This window comes from Streptomyces sp. NBC_01723 (assembly GCF_036246005.1).
Classification (GTDB): Bacteria; Actinomycetota; Actinomycetes; order Streptomycetales; family Streptomycetaceae; genus Streptomyces.
Genome location: NZ_CP109171.1, coordinates 2,602,984 through 2,619,901 on the forward strand (window position 1 = coordinate 2,602,984; position 16,918 = coordinate 2,619,901).

Consider the following 16,918-nt stretch of genomic DNA (forward strand, 5'->3'; position numbering starts at 1 on the left):
GGCCTCGTGCCTGAACCTGCAAAGGCTCAATTCGTGGCGAACATCAAGTCCCAGATCAAGCGGAACAAGACCAACGAGAAGGCCCGGCTGCGCAACAAGGCCGTCAAGTCCTCTCTGAAGACCGCGATCCGCAAGGCCCGTGAGGCCGCTGCCGCGGGTGACGTCGAGAAGGCCACCGAGTACCAGCGCGTCGCTTCGCGTCAGCTCGACAAGGCCGTCTCGAAGGGTGTCATCCACAAGAACCAGGCCGCCAACAAGAAGTCGGCGCTTGCGACCAAGGTCGGCGCCCTCAAGGGCTGAACCCCTCATCTGGTCTGATCGCCGGGTGGACCCAGAGCGGGCCCTCTCTCATCCGCTCCCGTCCGGCACCCAGGATCCATGCGCGGCCTGCGTTCGCCACGCGGGCATGGATCCGCGAGCTTGATCCGAAGGCCCCGGTGGCCGTCCTTCCCCGGACGGACGCCGGGGCCTTCGGTCTGCCGTGCGCCGGGGCCTCGGGCCGGGCAGTGCGGGTGGGGGCGGGCTACGAACGTCCGCGTGAGCGTGCCGCGCGCGCGATCGTCACGACGGCCTTCTCCAGCGCGTACTCGGGATCGTCACTGGCGCCCTTCACCCCCGCGTCCGCCTCGGCCACCGCACGCAGGGCCACCGAGACGCCGTCCGGTGTCCAGCCGCGCATCTGCTGCCGGACGCGGTCGATCTTCCAGGGCGGCATCCCCAGCTCGCGGGCGAGGTCGGCGGGGCGCCCACCGCGGGCGGAGGAGAGCTTGCCGATGGCCCGCACGCCCTGCGCCAGCGCGCTGGTGATCAGCACCGGCGCGACCCCGGTCGACAGCGACCAGCGCAGCGCCTCCAGGGCCTCGGCCGCACGTCCCTCCACGGCCCGGTCGGCGACGGTGAAGCTGGAGGCCTCCGCCCGTCCCGTGTAGTACTGCCCGACCACCGCCTCGTCGATCGTCCCCTCGATGTCGGCGGTCAGCTGCGACACCGCCGAGGCCAGCTCCCTGAGGTCGCTGCCGATCGCGTCGACGAGGGCCTGGCACGCCTCGGGGGTCGCCGACCGCCCGGCGGTACGGAACTCGGAGCGCACGAAGGCCAGCCGGTCCGCGGGCTTGGTCATCTTCGGGCACGCCACCTCGCGCGCGCCCGCCTTGCGGCCGGCGTCCAGGACGCCCTTGCCCTTGGCGCCGCCCGCGTGCAGCAGGACGAGGGTGATCTCCTCGGCGGGAGAACCGAGGTAGGCCTTGACGTCCTTGACCGTGTCGGCGGACAGGTCCTGCGCGTTGCGTACGACCACGACCTTGCGCTCGGCGAAGAGCGAGGGGCTGGTGAGCTCGGCGAGCGTGCCGGGCTGCAGCTGGTCGGGGGTCAGGTCGCGTACGTCCGTGTCGGCGTCGGCGGCCTTCGCGGCGGCCACCACCTCCTGCACGGCACGGTCGAGCAGGAGGTCCTCCTGGCCCACGGCAAGGGTCACCGGGGCGAGAGGGTCGTCATTCGCAGTCTTCCTGGCCATCGCGACAAGCATCGCACGCACCACTGACAACGGACGCCCGCCGCCGGCGCCGGGTCCGGTGCGGGACTACGGCTCCTCGCGCCAGCCCTCCCACTCCCCCGCGAACTCGTCCAGCTCACCGGGGTCCAGCAGCTCCCGCTCGTCGCACAGGAGGACGAGCCACTGGGCGTCCTCGGCGTCGTCCTCGCCGGCCAGGGCGTCCCTCAGGAGCCGGGGTTCCTCGTCGAGCCCGAACCGCTCCCCGAGTGCCTGGGCCGCCTCCTCCGCAGCGTCGCGGTCGGGCAGCACCAGTACATGTCTCACATCGCTCACGGGTGTCATTGTCGGACACCGAGCGGCGGGCGCAGCGCGGGGGCGGTCAGCCCTTGGGCACGGTCTGCACGTCGAGGTCGATGCGGATGCTGGGCCCGACCACGGCGATGCCGCGGGCCAGCATCGTCTGCCAGCTCACCGTGAAGTCGTCGCGGTGCAGTTCGGTGGTGGCGCGGCAGGCCGCCCGCGTCTCGCCCTCCATGCCGTTGCCGAGCCCGAGGTACTCGGTGTCCAGCGTGACCGTGCGCGTCACGCCGTGCAGGGTCAGCGCTCCCGTGACGGCCCACCGGTTGCCGCCGCGGTGCGTGAACCGGTCGCTGTAGAACTCCAGCGTCGGAAACCGCTGCACGTCGAGGAAGTCGGCCGAGCGCAGGTGGTCGTCGCGCATCTTCACGTTGGTGTCGATGGACGCCGCGTCGATGACCACGTGCATCGCCGACCGCTCCATCTCGTCCGCGATCCGCACCGCGCCCGCGAAGGAGTTGAACCGGCCGTGGATCCGGGCCAGTCCGATGTGCCGCGCGGTGAACGCGATCGAAGAGTGCGCCGGTTCGATCTCCCAGTCACCCGGCGTGGGCAGCTCCGGCGGCTGGGCCACCTGGAGGGTCACGTCGCCGAGCGAGGCCAGCGCGTCCTCGGCGACCGTCACGGACGCCCGGTACGGCGTATAGCCCTCGGCGGAGACGGCGAGCCGGTACTCCCCGGCCGGCACCGCCGTCAGGAACGACCCGAAGGGATCCGTGCCGCCGCCGACCACCTTGCGTCCCATGCTGTCGCTGACCACGAACTCCGCGTTCGGCACCGGCTCGTGGACCGGGTCGAGGACCCGGCAGCTGAGCACCCCGGCGTCCGGCGGGGTGCTCACGGCAGCCAGGGGACCCGTCCGGTGCATCCGCTTCGTACGGCTTCCCAGCAAGCGGCCGATCATCTGCGACACCCTCTGCCCCACATCAGAATTAGTTGACGAAGCAACATTCGATCACCGATGGGGCTTTCGAGGCAACACGGGACCACTCACCCGGTATCGGCACACCGCCGGACCGGGACCCGGTCGAGCCGGATGCCGAAGTGTTCGCGGTACGCGGAGAGCACCTCCTCGTCCGTGCCCAACTCGCGCTCCTCCCGGCCGCCCTCGGGGGCCGTCGCCGTGAGCCGGCGTCCGCTGAGCGTGATCCGTCCCCCGTCCTCGGTGATCCGGGAGCAGACCGTCGACTGGAGGAAGTGCGACCGGGGAGAGGTGCTGTGCCACCACGCGCCGGACACGAAGTCGTCCAGCACCCTCGGGCGGACGTCCACCCGGTACACCGGCCGCCCCCCGCGCAGCACGTCCAGGTCGGCCGCCCGCGCCGTGGCCTCCGCCCCGCGCACCCCGGCCGCGTCCGGCCCCGCCTCCACGACCCGGAACGTACCCCCGGGGTCGTTCTGCTCCGCCCGCTCCCCGAACGCCAGCGGACCGTGACTGTGCGCCCCGAACCCGACGTCCGCCAGCCAGTCGCCCCCGTCCACCGTCCGCACCAGCAGCACCATGTGGTCGTACGGGATCCCGAGCCGGCCCCCGTCCCCGTACACCCGCGCGGCGAGCGTCGTGACCCCGTAACCGAGCGCCGCGAGCAACAAGCCGAAGAGACCGTTGAGTTCGTAGCAGAATCCGCCCCTGCGCCCGCCCACCACCTTGTCCAGCAGCCGTCCCTCCTCCAGCACGATCTCCTCGCCCAGGTGGACGGAGAGGTTCTCGAACGGCACCGTCCGCAGATGAAGCAGGTGCAGTGTGCGCAGCGCGTCGAGGGTGGGCCGCTCCGGGTACTCGGCTCCCAGACGGCGGAGATAGGCATCGACCTGTGCGGAATCCATGCCCTCAGTCTCCCAAGACCCGCAGCGCCCCGCCCGAGCCCGTGACGGCCAGCGCGCCGTCCCGGTCCGTGCGCAGCACCGTCGCCCCCTGCCCGCGCAGGGCCGCGACCGTGTCCGGGGCCGGGTGCCCGTAGGTGTTGTCCGCGCCGCAGCTGATGAGGGCCAGACGCGGAGCCACCCTCCGTACGAGGTCCGGATCCTGATGAGCCGACCCGTGATGGGCGACCTTGAGCACGTCGACCCCTGCCAGCGCCGCTGCCGCCGGGGAGCGCGCCAACTCCCGCTGGGCCGACGGCTCCAGGTCCCCGAGCAGCAGGAGACGCAGGCCCGCCGTCCGCACCAGGAGGGTGACGCTGGCGTCGTTGGGTCCCTCGGTGCTCGTGGGCGGCATCGTCCCCGGGCCCGTGCCGGACGGCGGCCACACCACCTGCCAGGAGAGCGGGCCGGCCCGTCGCCGCTCACCGGCGGCCGCGTGCCGCAGGGGGATCCGTCGCGCCGCCGCCTGTCTGCGGACGGCGTCGGCCTGATCCGCGGGCTGTTCGAGGGCGGTCGTCTCGATGGCCCCCACCGCACGCCCCCGCAACACCCCGGGCAGCCCGGCGACGTGGTCGGCGTGGAAATGGGTCAGCACCACGAGCGGGACGCGGGTGACGCCGAGCGAGCGCAGACAGCCGTCCACCAGCGCCGGATCGGGCCCGGCGTCCACGACCACGCCCGTACCCTCCCCCGCCGCGAGCACCATGGCGTCGCCCTGCCCCACGTCGCACATCACCATCCGCCAGCCCGGCGGCGGCCATCCCTTGATCACCCGGGCCAGCGGCGGCGGTTGCACCACCGCCAGCACCAGCAGCAGCGCGCAGACCCCGCACCACCAGGGATGCCGCAGCAGCCGCCGGCCGACGAGCAGCCCGCCCGCCGTGAGGAGCGCGAGCAGCGCCGCCCCCGCCCAGCTTCCCGGCCAGTCCACTCCCGCGCCGGGCAGCGCGGCCCCGGTGCGGGCGATCCCCGCGATCCACCCGGCCGGCCAGCCACCGCACCAGGCCAGCGCCTCGGCCACGGGCATCGCCACCGGGGCGGTCGCCAGCGCCGCGAACCCCAGCACCGTGGCCGGGGCCACCGCGAACTCCGCGAGCAGGTTGCACGGCACCCCCACCAGGCTCACCCGCGCCGACAGCACGGCGACGACCGGCGCGCACACGGCCTGCGCGGCCCCCGCGGCGGCCAGCGCCTCCGCCAGCCGCGGCGGCACCCCGCGCCGCCGCAACGCAGCGCTCCACCGAGGCGCGAGCGTGAGCAGCGCGCCGGTGGCCAGCACGGAGAGCAGGAACCCGTAACTCCTGGCCAGCCCCGGGTCGTACAGCACGAGCAGCAGTACGGCCGTCGCCAGCGCCGGAAGCAGCGATCTGCGGCGTCCGGTGGCCAGGGCGAGCAGGGCGACGGACCCGCAGGCGGCGGCCCGCAGGACGCTCGGGTCGGGCCGGCACACCACCACGAAGCCGAGTGCGAGCGCCCCGCCGAGCAGCGCCGTCGTCCGCAGGGAGAGCCCGAGACGGGGCGCGACTCCCCGGCGCTCACTGCGCTGAGCCAGCCCGGGCGGGCCGAGCAGCAGGGCGAGCACGATCGTGAAGTTGGCCCCCGAGACGGCCAGCGTGTGCGCCAGGTCCGTTTCCTTGAACGCCTCCTCCAGCTCCGGAGTGACGCGCGAGGTGTCCCCCACCACCAGGCCGGGCAGCAGCGCCCGCGCGTCCCCCGGCAGACCGTCCGTCGCCTCGCGCAGCCCGGCCCGCAACCGCCCCGCCAGCCGCTGCGCCGCCGAGGGACCGGTCACCACCTCGGGCGCGGCCCGACCGCCCCGTACCCGCAGCACGGCGGCGATCCGGTCCCCGCTCGTCCTCGGGGGCGCCGAGCGGGCGGTGACGCGGAGCCGGGTGGTCGGCAGGAGCCCCAGCCAGCGCGCGGCCGCGGGATCGGCACGGGACGGCGGGGCGTCCTCACCCGGGTCCTCCTCCCCCACGTCGACGAGCACGAGCACCGGCGTCCGCGTCGCGACCACCGAGCCGCCCTCCTTCATGACCCGTCGCACGTCGGCCTCGACCACCACCGTGGGCGGGGCAGCACGGTTGCCCCGGACGCGCGGCCCGGTGAGGCGGGGGTCGGCGGTGACCTCCACCTCGGCGGTGACCGTGGCGTACTGCCGGGCCGACCCCGGCACGGGTCCGCGCCGCAGGTCCGCGCCGTGCAGCGCGGCCGAGGCGGCGGCCGCGGCGACACAGAGGAGCAGGGCGGCGAGGGCGACCGAGGGCCGAACGCGTGTCGCGCGCTGCCTTTGATCCCTCTGGGGCTGCCTCCGCTCCCTCCGGAGCAGTACACCCGCCAGGACCAAGGCACCGGTCACCATGCCCACGGCCCAACCGGCCGGCGCGGCCGGCACGAGCGCCGCCGTCGCCCAGGCCGCGAGCGCGGGCGGCACCAGCCGCAGGTCCGTTGGCCCCTCCTGGCGGGGGTGGGCCGCGCCGAGCCGGTGGCCGGAGGCGGCGTGCACGGCCGCGCGTGGGGGTGCCGTGCGGGCGTGGTACTGCCTGGCAGGGTCCGTCGGCAGATCCGGGGACAGATCCACGGGCCGATCCGAGGACAGACCCGGGGACAGACCCGCGGGCCGATCCGAGGACAGACCCGGGGACAGACCCACGGGCCGATCCGAGGACAGACCCGGGGACAGACCCACGGGCCGATCCGAGGACAGACCCGGGGACAGACCCACGGGCCGATCCGAGGACAGACCCGGGGACAGACCCACGGGCCGATCCGAGGACAGACCCGGGGACAGACCCACGGGCCGATCCGAGGACAGACCCGGGGACAGATCCGGGGACATGGGCCGATTCGGGGACCGATGCGGGGACGGGCCCGTCGGCCGATTCGTACTCATGGCCGCACGAGATCGCGCAGGTCGGCGAAGCGGCGCTCGCCGATGCCGTTGACCTCGCGCAACTCGTCCACCGACCGGAAACCGCCGTGCTGGGTGCGGTAGTCGATGATGTGCTGGGCGAGCACGGGGCCCACGCCGGGCAGGGTGTCGAGCTGGTCCGGGGTCGCGGTGTTGAGGGAGACCGGTGCCGCGGGCGCCGCCGCCCCGCTCCCGGCGGTGGCCGCACCGCCGGGCGCGACCCCCGCGACGGGCGCGGGAGCGCCCACGACGACCTGCTCGCCGTCCACCAGGAACCGCGCCTGGTTCAGCCCGTCGGTCTTTGCGCCGTCCCGCACGCCTCCGGCGGCCCGCAGGGCGTCCGCGACCCGTGAACCGGCCGGCAGACGGTGGACGCCGGGCTTGCGGACCTTTCCGCCGACGTCCACGACGATCTCGGCACCGGCCGTGGACGCCGCCCCGTCGACCGCCTTGCCCTCACCCTTCCGCCCGTCCTCGTCCCGCGCCCCGACCGCCGCCGCCTCCCGCACCACCTCGGGCGCCGCCACGGACTGGGTGCGACCGGTCCAGAAGTGCTGCGCGGCGAAGAGCCCCGCGACGACGAGCAGCACCGTGAGCGCGGCCACGCTGCGCCGCTCCAGCCCGCACCGCGCCTGCAGCCACACCGGCATGCGCTCCCGCAGCGCCTGCCCGGCCCGCTCCTTCCAGGCCGCCCGGACGACGCCATCCGCCGCGACGGGAAGCGGCGCGTCTCCGCCTCCGCCGTACAAGGGCGGCCCCTTCCCCGACTCCCCGCGCGATCCATCGTGCCCGGCCCGCCCGGCCCGCCCGGCGAACAGCGCCTCCGCCCGTCGCCGCAATTCCTCCGCGGGTGCGGGCCGGCGTCCGTGCCGGGCGTGGGAACGGGGCGGGTGGCGGTGGCGGAGCCGGCCGTCGGAGGCCGGTGCGCGACCCGGGCCGCTGGATCCGGCCGCCGTGCGTGGCTGTGAGCGTGCGGGGGACTGTGGGCGAGAGCGGGACTGTGAGCGTGAGCGTGATCGAAGTGCCATGCGCCGAGGATCCGACACCTCGCCCCACCCGCGACGATCATGGTCGATTCCCGTGGACCACCCACGGGTTGTGGAAAACTCCGCCCCTCGAACGGGTGACGTGCCACGGCGCGATCACCCCACCGCGCAACGCCCCCTCACCGCGACGAGACCACAACCCCCAGCAACCCGGGCCCCGTATGCGCCCCGATCACCGCCCCGACCTCGCTCACATGCAGGTCGGCCAGTCCTGGCACCCGCTCCCGCAGACGGTCCGCCAGGGCCGACGCCCGGTCCGGGGCGGCGAGATGGTGGACGGCGATGTCGACGGGTGCGCCGCCCGCCCGGTCGGCGGCGATCTCCTCCAGCCGGGCGATGGCCTTGGACGCCGTCCGGACCTTCTCCAAGGGCTCGATGCGGCCACCGTCCAGTTGCAGCAGCGGTTTCACGGCGAGCGCGGAGCCGAACAGCGCCTGGGCCGCCCCGATCCGGCCGCCGCGGCGCAGATAGTCGAGGGTGTCGACGTAGAAGTAGGCGGAGGTGCCCGCGGCCCGCTTCTCGGCGGCCGCGACGGCCTCGTCCACCGTGCCGCCCGCCTCCACCGCGTCCGCGGCTGCGAGCGCGCAGAATCCGAGGGCCATCGCGATCATCCCCGTGTCCACGACGCGCACCGGGACCGACGCCTCACGGGCCGCGACGACGGCCGCGTCGTGGGTGCCGGACAGCTCGGCGGAGAGGTGCAGCGAGACGATGCCGTCGACGCCGGACTCGGCGATCTTCCGGTAGGTCTCGGCGAACAGGGCGGGGCTGGGGCGGGAGGTGGTGACCGGGCGCCGTTTCTGCAGGGCCTGGGCCAGGGAGCGGGTCGAGATCTCGGTGCCCTCCTCCAGCGCCCGGTCGCCCAGGACGACGGTCAGGGGTACCGCGGTGATGCCGTGCCGCTCCATCGTCCGGGCCGGGAGGTAGGCCGTTGAATCGGTGACGATCGCGACATGGCGGGACATGAGCTGGAGGTTACCTGGCGTACTGTCCGTCCGGCAGCCCGGCCCCGGTGACCGGGTGTTCACACGGGTGTCGTCAGGTCGTGCTCTCCGGGCGGGCCTTCTTCTGCCAGGGGTACACGGGGTGGGGTCCGGGCGGGTCGAGGGCGGGGCGCGCCGCCTCCTCCGCCGGCTCCTGGACCGGGGGCTCCGGCCAACTCTGCCGGGCGGCGGGGGTGTCGGCGGCCGGGGCCTCGGGCCAGGGCGGCGGCGCGGCGGCGGGCTCCGTCTCCGTCCAGTGCCGCAGGGCACCGGCCTCGACGTCGATCTGCGCGCTCAGCGAATCGAGGTCGTCGTCCGCGAAGCGGCGGGCCCGGTCACGGGCCGCCCAGCGCAGGGACTCGGCCGACCGCGTGATGCGCTCGGTGCGCTCGCGCAACGACGGCAGCAGCTCGGCGAGCGTCACGCGGTCCGGCTCGGACTCCAGCCGCCGCAGCTCGCCGTCGAGTTCGAATCCGTGAGCGCTGAGCCGCTCGAAGAGGGCCAGCGACTCCTTGAGGGACGCGTCCTCGGCCACGCGCGCGTGCAGCGCGTCCTGCGTGGCCCGCATGGACGTGCGCAGGCTCAGCCGCAGCTGCGCCAGCTCGCCGACCGGGCCGGCCTGGACGAGGGACTTCGCGCGCAGGGTGTGGTCCTCGACCGTGCGCCGGGCCTGGGTGATACCGCGGTCCACGCTGCGCTTGGCCGCGCCGACCGCCTTCACCGTGGCGTAGACGCCCAGCACCACGGCGAGCACGAAGAGCAGGGCGAAGACGGTGATCACTGCTTCCACGAAGCTCCTCCTCCGAGCGTCCGGCCCGCGCGCGCCGGCGTCCGCGGCACTCTTCGCGCCGCTCTTCCACGGTAAACGCAACGGGCAGGCCCAGGGTTCCGGCGGAACCCCGAACCTGCCCGTACCCGGCCCCGGGCCTCCCCGTAAGGGGTCACCCCGAGACCGACGAAATCCAGCGCTCGGCCCGCCCGAGCGGGCCTCTGGGCCTGAGGCGTCATGGCGTCAGGCGTCAGGCGTCAGACGCGATGACCTCAGACCTCCTCAGGCCTCAGACCTCTGGCCTCAGGCCTCAGGCCTCACGCGGGGACGATGTTCACCAGCTTCGGCGCCCGCACGATCACCTTCCGGATCCCGGCCCCGCCCAGCGCGGCCACGACCTTCTCCTCGGCCAGCGCCGCCTTCTCCAGGTCGCCCTCGGAGATGGCCGGGTCGACCTCCAGCCGCGCCTTGACCTTGCCCTTGATCTGCACGACGCAGGTCACGGTCTCGTCGACGACGTAGGCCGGGTCGGCCACCGGGAAGTCGTGGTGCACGACGGAGTCCGTGTGGCCCAGCTTGCGCCACAGCTCCTCGGCGACGTGTGGGGCCAGCGGCGCGACCAGCAGCACCAGGCGCTCGGCGACCGGGCGCGGGACCGGGCCGCCCACCTTGGTCAGGTGGTTGTTCAGCTCGGTGACCTTGGCGATGGCGGTGTTGAACCGCATGCCCTCCAGGTCCTGCCGGACGCCGTCGATGGCCTTGTGCAGGGCGCGCAGCGTGTCCGCGTCGACGTCGGAGTCCGCGACGTCCGTGACGGTCACCTCGCCGGTGTCCTCGTCGACGACGTTGCGCCACAGCCGCTGCAGCAGCCGGAACTGGCCCACCACCGCGCGGGTGTCCCAGGGCCGGGAGACGTCCAGCGGGCCCATCGCCATCTCGTACAGGCGCAGGGTGTCGGCGCCGTACTCGGCACAGATCTCGTCGGGGGTGACCGCGTTCTTCAGGGACTTGCCCATCTTGCCCAGCAGCCGGGAGACCTTCTCGCCCTGGTGGTAGTAGGCGCCGTCGCGCTCCTCCACCTCGACGGCCGGCACCGCGATGCCGCGGCTGTCCCGGTAGACGTAGGCCTGGATCATGCCCTGGTTGAACAGCTTGTGGAACGGCTCGGCCGAGGACACGTACCCCAGGTCGAACAGCACCTTGGACCAGAAGCGCGCGTACAGCAGGTGCAGCACGGCGTGCTCGGCGCCGCCGACGTACAGGTCGACGCCGCCGTGCGGCAGGCCCTCGCGGGGGCCCATCCAGTACTGCTCGATCTCCGGGTCGACCAGCCGCTCGCTGTTGTGCGGGTCCAGGTAGCGCAGCTCGTACCAGCAGGAGCCGGCCCAGTTGGGCATGGTGTTGGTCTCGCGGCGGAACCGGCGGGGGCCGCGCCCGTCGCCCAGGTCCAGGGTGACGTTCACCCAGTCCTCGTTGCGCGACAGCGGCGTCTCGGGGCGGGTGTCGGCGTCGTCCGGGTCGAAGGTGCGCGGCGAGTAGTCCTCGACCTCGGGCAGCTCCAGGGGCAGCATCGACTCGGGCAGCGAGTGCGCGATGCCGTCCTCGTCGTAGACGATCGGGAAGGGCTCGCCCCAGTAGCGCTGGCGGCTGAACAGCCAGTCACGCAGGCGGAAGTTGACGGTGCCCTCGCCGGTGCCGGTGCGCTCCAGCCACTCGGTGATGCGCTCCTTGGCGTCGGCGACGCCCAGGCCGTCCAGGCTGATCTCGCCGTTGGACGAGTTCATGATCTTCGCGTCGTAGGAGCCGAAGGCGTCCTCCCACGTCGCCGGGTCGGTGCCGCGGCCGTCGGTCGGCTCGACCACGCAGCGGATCGGCAGCTCGAAGGCGCGCGCGAACTCGAAGTCGCGCTGGTCACCGGCCGGGACGGCCATGATCGCGCCGGTGCCGTAGCCCATCAGCACGTAGTCCGCGATGAAGACCGGGACCTGCTCGCCGTTGACCGGGTTGGTGGCGTAGGCGCCGATGAAGACGCCGGTCTTGTCCTTGGCCTCGGCCTGGCGCTCGACGTCGGACTTGGAGGCGGCCTGCGCGCGGTACGCGGCCACCGCCTCGGTCGGGGTGGCGTGGCCGCCGGTCCACACCTGGTGGGTGCCCTCGGGCCAGGCGGCCGGGGTGAACTTCTCGACCAGGGGGTGCTCGGGCGCCAGCACCATGTAGGTGGCGCCGAACAGGGTGTCCTGGCGGGTGGTGAAGACGGTGATGCGCTCCCCGTCGACGGGGAAGTCGACGCGGGCGCCCTCGGAGCGGCCGATCCAGTTGCGCTGCTGCAGCTTGATGGCCTCGGGCCAGTCCAGCTCGTCCAGGTCGTCCAGCAGCCGGTCCGCGTAGGCGGTGATGCGCATGTTCCACTGGCGCAGCTTCGACTTGAAGACGGGGAAGTTGCCGCGCTCGGAGCGGCCGTCGGCGGTGACCTCCTCGTTGGCCAGCACGGTGCCCAGCCCGGGGCACCAGTTGACGGGCGCGTCGGAGGCGTAGGCCAGACGGAACTCGCCCAGGACGTCGGCGCGCTCGGCCTCGCTCAGCGTGCTCCAGGCGCGTCCGGCGTGGCCCGGGACCTCCCGCTCACCGGAGGCGAACTGGGCGACCAGCTCCTCGATCGGGCGGGCCTTCCTCGCCTCCTCGTCGTACCAGGAGTTGAAGATCCGCAGGAAGATCCACTGGGTCCACTTGTAGTAGTCGGGGTCGATCGTGGCGAACGACCGGCGCTTGTCGTGGCCCAGACCCAGCCGGCGCAGCTGGCTCACCATGTTCTTCATGTTGGCCTCGGTGGACACGCGCGGGTGCGTGCCGGTCTGCACCGCGTACTGCTCGGCGGGCAGTCCGAAGGCGTCGAAGCCCAGGGTGTGCAGGACGTTGTGGCCGGTCATCCGCTGGAAGCGGGCGAAGACGTCGGTGGCGATGTACCCCAGGGGGTGGCCGACGTGCAGGCCCGCGCCGGAGGGGTACGGGAACATGTCCATGATGAACTTCTTGGGCCGGGCGACGACCTCCGGGTCGCCCGCCAGGTCACCCTTGGGGTTCGGCGCCGCGTACGTCTCCTCGGCGTCCCAGAAGTCCTGCCAGCGTGCCTCGATCTCGGCGGCCATGGCGGCCGTGTAGCGGTGCGGCGCGGCGTCCGCCGACACAGGGGCGGTCGCCGCGGGGTTCGTCTCGCTCATGATCCTCAAAGCTCCATCGATCGTCTCTGCCAGCGGCTGCGACCTTCAAGACCAGCGGCTGCGGATGCCGGGAAATGAAAAATCCCCTCGCACAGGAGGGGACGCCGCGCCGATTCCGGCCACCGGGTTTCGACCGGGGTCGGGACTGATCAGCGCGGCTCGCTAAGCAGAAGGCGTACGGCACGCATGGCGTCAGGGTACCGCAGTCGCCGATCGGGCCGCGACGCGCGTTCCGGCCGACCGCGCGACCGGCAATCCTGAACCAAGGTCAAAGGTTACTTCGCGTAACAACCAGTAAGGGGGCAACACTACGAGCGCACTGTCATTTGATAACAACGCAATAACTCAAACCTCGTACCCGCGGGTATGGCGCCACTTAGAGTGCGGCAGCGGGACCGCTTTCCCGAACCGCTCCGGAGTTGCCCCCATGAACCCTCCCCCGATCCGTCCTCCGCTCCACCCTCGCGACACCAGCTCGACGCCTCTTGATGCGTCCGTGACGTGGGGAGGTCTGCCGTGGTGACCAACGACAGCACGGTCGACGACACCTTCGCCGAGTTCCTCAACTTCGGCGCCGGCGTCCTCTCCCTGGTCTTCCTCAGCTGCTCGGTGATCTGGGGACTCCTCGCCCAGGACCGGATCGTCCTCGACACCCGCCAGCGGATCCTGGCCCAGGCCGTGCACCGGACCACCGCGGTCGCCTCGGTCGTCTTCCTCCTGGTGCACATCGGGGTCAAGCTGGCCCTGGACCACACCACCTGGGTCGCCGCCGTCCTCCCGTTCGGACTGCTCGCCACGGACGACGAGGAGTTCGGCGGCCGCGCCGTCCTGATCGGCTTCGGCACCCTCGCCAGCATGCTCATGATCTTCGTGAGCGTGACCGGCGCCCTGCGCACCCGCTTCGCGTCCGCGTCCCCCGTGGCCTCCCGCTGGCGGGCCATGCACATGCTGGCCTACCCGGCGTGGTGCCTGGCCCTGCTGCACGGGCTCTACGCGGGTCGAGCGGCGAAGCCGGTCTTCACGATCCTGTACGGCCTGTCCGTACTGGGCGTCATGGCGGCCCTGGCGCTGCGGGCGGCCCCCCAACCGGTCAAGCGCAGGGCCGCCGACCGGATCGCGGCCCTCTTCGGCACCGGGGAGCGGCCGGTCCGCGAGGAGCGGTCGCGGGAGCGGGCCCAGTGGAAGGACCCCGCGGCGCTGCCCGGCTACGAGCGGGCCGGGGCGACGCGGCGGCGCGGCAGGTCCGCACCGCTGCACGAGACCGCGGAGCGCCTGACCCCGCCGGAGCGCGCGAGCGGCTTCGCGGCGGCCTACCGCGCCGTGTCCGGCCCTTCCGGCGCCGGCCGGCCACCGCTGGCGGGCGACGGCACGGGGTCCCACACGCTGCCGCCCGACATGCGCCCCACCGAGACGATGCCCTACGTGGACAGCGCCGCCGGCACCTCGGGCAGCTGGCCCATACCGTCGCCGCCGCCGGTCGGCGAGGCACCTCCGTCGGCGTACGACCCGCTCAACGACACGGGACACACCATCCCGGTCTACGGCAATCCGGACGCCTCCGGCTACGGGTCGAGTGACGTGTACGACACCGCTGAGACGAACGCGGTCTACGACACGTACTACCCGAACGACACGTACAACAGCGGTCCCGCCAATGAACCAACCCCCGGTACGCCGTCGTCGGCCTACGACTTCGACGCACCGGGTTCGGGCGAACCTTGGAACACGCCTTCCGGAGGCCATAAGTGAACGAGGCCCTGCCCGACGTCCCAGAAGTCCGCGTGGTCGGTCTTCCCCAGCTCACGTCGGGCTTCGACCTTGTCGAGCGCCTGGATCTGCCGATGCACCTCAAGGTGCACGGTCCGCTCGAACCGATGGGCGGCGAGCAGCTCGCGCAGCTCTCGGAACGCATCAACCTGAAGGGCCGCGGCGGCGCGGGCTTCCCCTTCCACAAGAAGCTGCGCTCGGTCGCCGAGGCGGCGATCAAGCGCGGCGTCCGGCCGGTCGTGGTCGTCAACGGCAGTGAGGACGAACCGGCCTGCCGCAAGGACACGGTGCTCATCAACCGCGCCCCGCACCTGATCCTCGACGGCGCGCTGCTGTGCGCGGAGGCGATGGGCGCCCGGACCCTCGTCATCGGGGTCACCCGCGAGTCCACCCAGCGCTCCATGGAGGCCGCCCTCGCCGAACGGGGCCTCAGCAACGGCCGCCGCTCCGCCCTGCGGGCACGCGTGCAGCGCAACCCGGTCCGCATGGTGACCGGCGCCGCCGCATCACTGATCCGCTCCATCGACGGCGGCCCGGCGATCCCGCCCGGCCGCAAGGTCAGCGCCTCGAAGAACGGCGTCGGCGGCGCCCCGACCCTGCTGTCCAACGCCGAGACCTTCGCCCAGCTCGCGATCGCCGCCCGCATCGGCCCGGAGCGCTACGGCAACACCGGACTGTACGACGAGCCCGGCACCGTGATGCTCACCGTCTCCGGCGCGGTCGCCCGGCCCATGGTGATCGAGGTGCCGACGGGTGTGCCGCTGCGCTACGTCCTCCAGCTGGCCGGCGCCCCGCCGGTGCCGCAGGGCGTGCTGACCGGCGGCTACCACGGCAAGTGGCTCGACGCGGCGAGCGTCGACGAGGCGGTCGTCTCCCGCAACTCCCTTCAGCAGGTGGGCGGCTCGCTCGGCGCGGGCGCGATCCTGCCGATCGGTCAGGACACCTGCCCGCTGGGCGAGTCCCTCCGGGTGGCCCAGTGGCTGGCGCAGGAGAGCGCGGGCCAGTGCGGCCCCTGCTACCTCGGTCTGCCCGCCGCCGCGCGCGGCCTGGAGGACATCCTGAACGGTGGCGGCCCGGCCGCCCTGGAGGCCGTCAAGCAGGTCGCCCGGAACGTGAAGCGGCGCGGCGCCTGCTCGCACCCGGACGGCTCGGCGATGTTCCTGGAGTCGACCGTCGCCGCGTTCACCGACGACCTCGCCGCCCACGTCCTCGGCAACGGCTGCGGACGGCCCGTGGAGGGCGTCCTGCCGCTCTTCGAGGGGGGCATGGCACCCACGGGCATCCCCGGCGGCGACGAGGCGAACGGCCCCAGCCGCCAGAAGATCTACGTCGACTGGACCCTGTGCCGGGGCCACGGGCTGTGCGCGGACATCCTCCCGGAGGTCTTCCAGCTGGGCGCCGACGGTTTCCCGACGGTCGCGCAGGCCGAGGTGCCGCGGTTCGCGGAGGCCAAGGCGGTGCGCGCGGTGCGCCGCTGCCCCGCGCTGGCGCTGAGGATCGAGGAGGATCTGCGCGGACCGGCTCCGGCCTCGCGCACCAACCTGCCGGTCCTCTCCCAGGGCCGGGGACGCCGGGCGCTCGGCCGCTGACCGCGGACACACGAAGAAACCCCCCGGATCATGATCCGGGGGGTTCTTTCCGAAGCTGTGGAGCTAAGGAGAATTGAACTCCTGACCTCCTGCATGCCATGCAGGCGCTCTACCAACTGAGCTATAGCCCCTTGCCCTTCATCCGCCCGGTCTCCCCGGCGGCGACGCCAACATTACACGGTCCACCGGGGCGAACACCAAATCGTTTCCGTTCCGTCCGGTTTGCCCTAAGCCGTCACGAACGAGTAGAACCGCTTGAGGGTGCAGTGCTCCTCCAGGAGCCGGCCGTAGATCGGTTCGCCCTCCAGCTCGCGGTACGTCTCGATCGGGTCGCCTTTTATGATCAGCGCCCGCGCGCATTCCTCGCACCAGTACTGGTAGTCCGGGTTGAGCGGCTCCATGTCGCGCACGATCGGCGTACCGCTGCCGCACCAGTCGCACTTCCGCCTGTGTGCACCCATCGATCAGCTCCAGCTGTGGCCGCAGGCCGTGCACACGTACGAGATTCCGCCGTTGTCACCCAGGACTTGGGCCACGTGCCCGGAACCGCAGGAAGGGCAGTGGAGGCGAGTGACCGTGTTCCGTGCCACCGCTCCGCCGAGGAGGTGACCGACCTCCTCGAGGATGCTCGCAGGCATCGCCACTCCCTCCCGTCGGGTCGCGGTCCCCTTCCGGCCGTTTGATTCTGCCACGACCGGGCCAATACGGTCAGCGACGCCTCAGTACCAGTCGGGACACGGAGTTCCACAGGGGTATACGCCCCTGGGAGCCCAGTTGCTCAAGCGGGCGGATGCGAAAAATCCCGCCCCCCGAGGGGGACGGGATTCGTCCGTGGGCTGTGGAGCTAAGGAGAATTGAACTCCTGACCTCCTGCATGCCATGCAGGCGCTCTACCAACTGAGCTATAGCCCCTGGTGCCACGC

13 protein-coding genes and 2 tRNA genes are annotated in these 16,918 nt (G+C 72.7%); 3 read left to right on the plus strand and 12 right to left on the minus strand.

What is annotated here, in order from left to right:
* Positions 1–33 precede the first annotated feature (33 nt).
* Positions 34–300 carry a 30S ribosomal protein S20 gene (gene rpsT, locus OIE75_RS12140; RefSeq protein WP_055416861.1) on the plus strand — a complete coding sequence of 89 codons (267 nt, stop codon included), beginning with the start codon at positions 34–36 and terminating at the stop codon, positions 298–300.
* Between the two features lie 223 nt (positions 301–523).
* Here rpsT and holA read toward each other — a convergent pair whose 3' ends face one another.
* The 9 genes from holA to leuS form a co-directional block, all read right to left on the minus strand.
* Positions 524–1,513 (minus strand): DNA polymerase III subunit delta, encoded by a 990-nt coding sequence (gene holA / locus OIE75_RS12145; RefSeq protein WP_202558298.1) that lies wholly within the window; start codon positions 1,511–1,513, stop codon positions 524–526.
* Positions 1,514–1,579: 66 nt separating this feature from the next.
* A complete protein-coding gene (locus OIE75_RS12150) occupies positions 1,580–1,825 on the minus strand; it encodes a hypothetical protein (protein WP_234954578.1) in 246 nt (81 codons plus the stop codon).
* Positions 1,826–1,871: 46 nt separating this feature from the next.
* Positions 1,872–2,753: a YceI family protein gene (locus OIE75_RS12155; RefSeq protein WP_329470787.1), complete on the minus strand. Its 882-nt coding sequence runs from the start codon at positions 2,751–2,753 to the stop codon at positions 1,872–1,874.
* 86 nt (positions 2,754–2,839) lie between these two features.
* A complete protein-coding gene (locus OIE75_RS12160; RefSeq protein ID WP_329470788.1) occupies positions 2,840–3,676 on the minus strand; it encodes an arylamine N-acetyltransferase family protein in 837 nt (278 codons plus the stop codon).
* Between the two features lie 4 nt (positions 3,677–3,680).
* Positions 3,681–6,218, minus strand: coding sequence for a ComEC/Rec2 family competence protein (locus OIE75_RS12165; protein ID WP_329473969.1), 2,538 nt, complete (start codon positions 6,216–6,218; stop codon positions 3,681–3,683).
* Positions 6,219–6,601: 383 nt separating this feature from the next.
* Positions 6,602–7,651, minus strand: a complete 1,050-nt coding sequence (locus OIE75_RS12170) for a ComEA family DNA-binding protein (RefSeq protein WP_329470789.1) — start codon at positions 7,649–7,651, stop codon at positions 6,602–6,604.
* A 137-nt stretch (positions 7,652–7,788) separates the two neighbouring features.
* Positions 7,789–8,634, minus strand: coding sequence for a DegV family protein (locus OIE75_RS12175; RefSeq protein WP_307012010.1), 846 nt, complete (start codon positions 8,632–8,634; stop codon positions 7,789–7,791).
* 73 nt (positions 8,635–8,707) lie between these two features.
* Positions 8,708–9,442 (minus strand): hypothetical protein, encoded by a 735-nt coding sequence (locus OIE75_RS12180; protein ID WP_307012012.1) that lies wholly within the window; start codon positions 9,440–9,442, stop codon positions 8,708–8,710.
* 296 nt (positions 9,443–9,738) lie between these two features.
* A complete protein-coding gene (gene leuS, locus OIE75_RS12185; RefSeq protein ID WP_329470791.1) occupies positions 9,739–12,639 on the minus strand; it encodes a leucine--tRNA ligase in 2,901 nt (966 codons plus the stop codon).
* A 516-nt stretch (positions 12,640–13,155) separates the two neighbouring features.
* Between leuS and OIE75_RS12190 the strand changes: the two genes are divergently transcribed.
* Positions 13,156–14,388, plus strand: a complete 1,233-nt coding sequence (locus tag OIE75_RS12190) for a ferric reductase-like transmembrane domain-containing protein (RefSeq protein ID WP_307012016.1) — start codon at positions 13,156–13,158, stop codon at positions 14,386–14,388.
* Positions 14,385–15,995, plus strand: coding sequence for an NADH-ubiquinone oxidoreductase-F iron-sulfur binding region domain-containing protein (locus tag OIE75_RS12195; protein WP_329470792.1), 1,611 nt, complete (start codon positions 14,385–14,387; stop codon positions 15,993–15,995). The genes OIE75_RS12190 and OIE75_RS12195 overlap by 4 nt, the downstream gene beginning before the upstream one ends.
* A gap of 58 nt (positions 15,996–16,053) precedes the next feature.
* On the opposite strand, the gene OIE75_RS12200 is transcribed toward OIE75_RS12195, so the two are convergent.
* The 3 genes from OIE75_RS12200 to OIE75_RS12210 form a co-directional block, all read right to left on the minus strand.
* Positions 16,054–16,126: transfer RNA gene (locus OIE75_RS12200), tRNA-Ala, on the minus strand.
* Between the two features lie 96 nt (positions 16,127–16,222).
* Positions 16,223–16,456: a hypothetical protein gene (locus OIE75_RS12205; protein WP_019523121.1), complete on the minus strand. Its 234-nt coding sequence runs from the start codon at positions 16,454–16,456 to the stop codon at positions 16,223–16,225.
* Between the two features lie 378 nt (positions 16,457–16,834).
* A tRNA-Ala gene (locus OIE75_RS12210) sits at positions 16,835–16,907 on the minus strand.
* Positions 16,908–16,918 lie beyond the last annotated feature (11 nt).

Coding starts and splice junctions, on each gene's coding strand:
- OIE75_RS12160 (WP_329470788.1), bottom strand. CDS start 3,676: ATGGATTCCGCACAGGTCGATGCCTATCTCCGCCGTCTGGGAGCCGAG.
- OIE75_RS12170 (WP_329470789.1), bottom strand. CDS start 7,651: ATGGCACTTCGATCACGCTCACGCTCACAGTCCCGCTCTCGCCCACAG.
- OIE75_RS12175 (WP_307012010.1), bottom strand. CDS start 8,634: ATGTCCCGCCATGTCGCGATCGTCACCGATTCAACGGCCTACCTCCCG.
- leuS (WP_329470791.1), bottom strand. CDS start 12,639: ATGAGCGAGACGAACCCCGCGGCGACCGCCCCTGTGTCGGCGGACGCC.
- OIE75_RS12205 (WP_019523121.1), bottom strand. CDS start 16,456: ATGGGTGCACACAGGCGGAAGTGCGACTGGTGCGGCAGCGGTACGCCG.
- holA (WP_202558298.1), bottom strand. CDS start 1,513: ATGGCCAGGAAGACTGCGAATGACGACCCTCTCGCCCCGGTGACCCTT.
- OIE75_RS12155 (WP_329470787.1), bottom strand. CDS start 2,753: ATGATCGGCCGCTTGCTGGGAAGCCGTACGAAGCGGATGCACCGGACG.